The organism is Streptomyces sp. NPDC101178 (genome assembly GCF_044767965.1).
Classification (GTDB): domain Bacteria; phylum Actinomycetota; class Actinomycetes; order Streptomycetales; family Streptomycetaceae; genus Streptomyces.
Genome location: NZ_JBIWOZ010000024.1, coordinates 1 through 2,467, shown reverse-complemented (window position 1 = coordinate 2,467; position 2,467 = coordinate 1). Strand labels below are relative to the sequence as shown.

Here is a 2,467-nt window from a genome sequence, read left to right as displayed (position 1 = left end):
ATGCTGTAGAAATGCGTGCGCACCGCATAAGCGGTGAAAAGTACGCGCATGCCGACTCCTTGAATTCTTGCTCCGGTGTTGACTCCGAAGCCTTCGATGGGGTCAACCTATGGAGGACGTATATTAGGTGCGAAGGAGAGGGCCGTGAAGGGGATAATTCTTGCCGGGGGCACCGGAAGTCGCCTGATGCCCATTACTTCCGGTGTTTCGAAGCAGCTGCTTCCTATCTACGACAAGCCCATGATCTACTACCCGCTCTCCGTGCTGATGCTCGCAGGGATCAAGGACATCCTGATCATCACGGCGCCCGAATCCATGGAGCCGATCTCCCGGCTGCTCGGAGACGGAAACCGCTGGGGAGTCGACATCAGCTATGCCGAGCAGCCGGAACCCCGGGGAATAGCAGATGCCTATATCGTCGGTGCCGACTTCGTCGGGGGTGAACCCTCCGCTCTGATCCTCGGTGACAATCTCTTCCACGGCGCCGGTTTCCAGGAGTTGCTGCGCGAATGCCGGACGATGTCCCGGGGCTGCACGCTCTTCGGCTACCCCGTCGCCGATCCGGAGCGCTACGCCGTCGGTGACGTCGACAGCGAGGGCAGGCTGATCGGCATCGAGGAGAAGCCGGCGCACCCACGCTCGCGCAACGCCATCACGGGCCTGTACTTCTACGACGGCGACGTGGTGGAGGTGGCCCGCGGGCTGCGCCCCTCCGCCCGCGGCGAACTGGAGATCACCGATGTGAACCGCGCCTACCTGGAAGCGGGAACGGTGCGGCTGGTCGAGCTGGGGCGCGGCTTCACCTGGCTCGACACCGGGACCTACCGGTCGCTGCTCGACGCCGGCCAGTACGTCCAGGTGCTGATGGACCGTCAGGGAGTGCGTGTCGCCTGCCTGGAGGAGATCGCCCTGCGGATGGGCTACATCACCGCCGACGAGTGCCACGCGCTCGGCGCCGCGATGTCCCAGGCCGGATACGGGCGTTACGTGATGGAGACGGCGAAGGCGCTCGCGTGACGCGCCGGAAAGGGTGACACCCATGAGAGTCCTGGTCACAGGCGGGGCCGGATTCATCGGCTCGCACTTCGTCCGATGCCTGCTGGGCAAGGGGTACCCCGGGCTGGAGGACGCCCGGGTCACCGTGCTGGACAAGATCACCTACGCGGGCGACCGCCGCAACCTCGGCCCGCTGCTCGACGATCCGCGGCTGCGCTTCCTGCGCGGCGACGTGTGCGACGCGGCAGCGGTGCGCGAGGCCCTGCGCGACTGCTCCGTGGTGGTGCACTTCGCCGCCGAGTCGCATGTGGACCGTTCCGTCGCGGACGCCGGGGACTTCGTGCGGACGAACGTGCTGGGCACCGGGGTGCTCCTCCAGGAGGCCCTGGAGGCGCAGGTGGACAGCTTCGTCATGCTCTCCACGGACGAGGTGTACGGCTCCATCGCCTCGGGATCCTGGGACGAGGACTTCCCGCTCCGCCCCAACTCGCCGTACTCGGCGTCCAAGGCGTCCGCCGAACTGCTCGCCCGCTCCTTCCACCGTACCCACGGGCTGCCCGTCCGCATCGCCCGGCCGTCGAACACCTACGGCCCCCATCAGTTTCCCGAAAAGATCATCCCGCTGTTCGTCACCAGATTGCTGGACGGCCGGAAAATCCCTCTGTACGGTGACGGCTCCCACGTGCGGGAATGGATTCACGTGGACGACCACTGCCGGGCCCTCGCGCTCATCGCCGTCAACGGCAGGCCGGGCGAGGCCTACAACATCGGCGGCGGCAAGGGGATATCGAACCGGGAACTCACCGAAATGCTCCTGGAGCTGTCCTCGGCGGACTGGTCGAGCGTGCTCCACGTGGCCGACCGGAAAGGGCACGACTTCCGTTATTCGGTCGACGCCGGGAAGATATTCGGCGAACTCGGATTCACCCCTTCCGTCGACATCGCCACGGGCATGGCCGACACGGTGCGCTGGTATGCCGAGAACAGGCACTGGTGGGAACCGCTGGTACGGGATTGACTGAAGCGCAACACAGGAGAAAAGGGAGCATCACCATGGACGTCGTACTGGACGAGGCATCGGTCAAGGCGCAGATCCGCATCTTCCTGGAGCGCTACTACGCCGAGGAGAAGGACCCTGACGAGGTGAAGCTGGGGGACCTCGACTCCTTCACCCTCATACAGCTGCTGCTGCACATCGAGGACGCCTTCGACATCGTCGTGCTGGAGGAGCTGCACAACTTCCGGGGCGGCGGCTTCGACGAGTTCTCCGGGTTCGTCGTCCAGATGGGCACCCGGAAGCCGCTCCCCACACCCTGAGGTCTCCCGCCCCGTCCGGCCACCCGGCCGGCCCCGCCGGAGTCCCTCCCCCTGTCCCGCCGGCGGGACAACGTCCCGTCCCCTCGCCGTCGGAGGCCTCCGCCATGCGCGTGCTGTTCGCCCTCTATGCAGAGAAGACCCATCTGTACATCCA

At 65.9% G+C, this 2,467-nt stretch carries 3 protein-coding genes; all 3 read left to right on the top strand.

Annotated elements, in window-relative coordinates; genetic code table 11:
* Window positions 1-144 precede the first annotated feature (144 nt).
* Genes rfbA through ACIRR8_RS33000 form a run of 3 tightly spaced genes read left to right on the top strand, consistent with a single transcriptional unit; the run spans window position 145 to window position 2,313 of the window.
* Complete coding sequence (rfbA, locus tag ACIRR8_RS33010) at window positions 145-1,017, top strand: glucose-1-phosphate thymidylyltransferase RfbA (protein WP_404071767.1); 873 nt, start codon at window positions 145-147, stop codon at window positions 1,015-1,017.
* Window positions 1,018-1,039: 22 nt separating this feature from the next.
* Window positions 1,040-2,014 carry a dTDP-glucose 4,6-dehydratase gene (gene rfbB, locus ACIRR8_RS33005; RefSeq protein ID WP_404071765.1) on the top strand — a complete coding sequence of 325 codons (975 nt, stop codon included), beginning with the start codon at window positions 1,040-1,042 and terminating at the stop codon, window positions 2,012-2,014.
* A 35-nt stretch (window positions 2,015-2,049) separates the two neighbouring features.
* Complete coding sequence (locus ACIRR8_RS33000) at window positions 2,050-2,313, top strand: hypothetical protein (RefSeq protein WP_404071764.1); 264 nt, start codon at window positions 2,050-2,052, stop codon at window positions 2,311-2,313.
* The last annotated feature ends 154 nt before the right edge of the window (window positions 2,314-2,467 follow it).

Coding starts and splice junctions, on each gene's coding strand:
- ACIRR8_RS33000 (WP_404071764.1), top strand. CDS start 2,050: ATGGACGTCGTACTGGACGAGGCATCGGTCAAGGCGCAGATCCGCATC.
- rfbB (WP_404071765.1), top strand. CDS start 1,040: ATGAGAGTCCTGGTCACAGGCGGGGCCGGATTCATCGGCTCGCACTTC.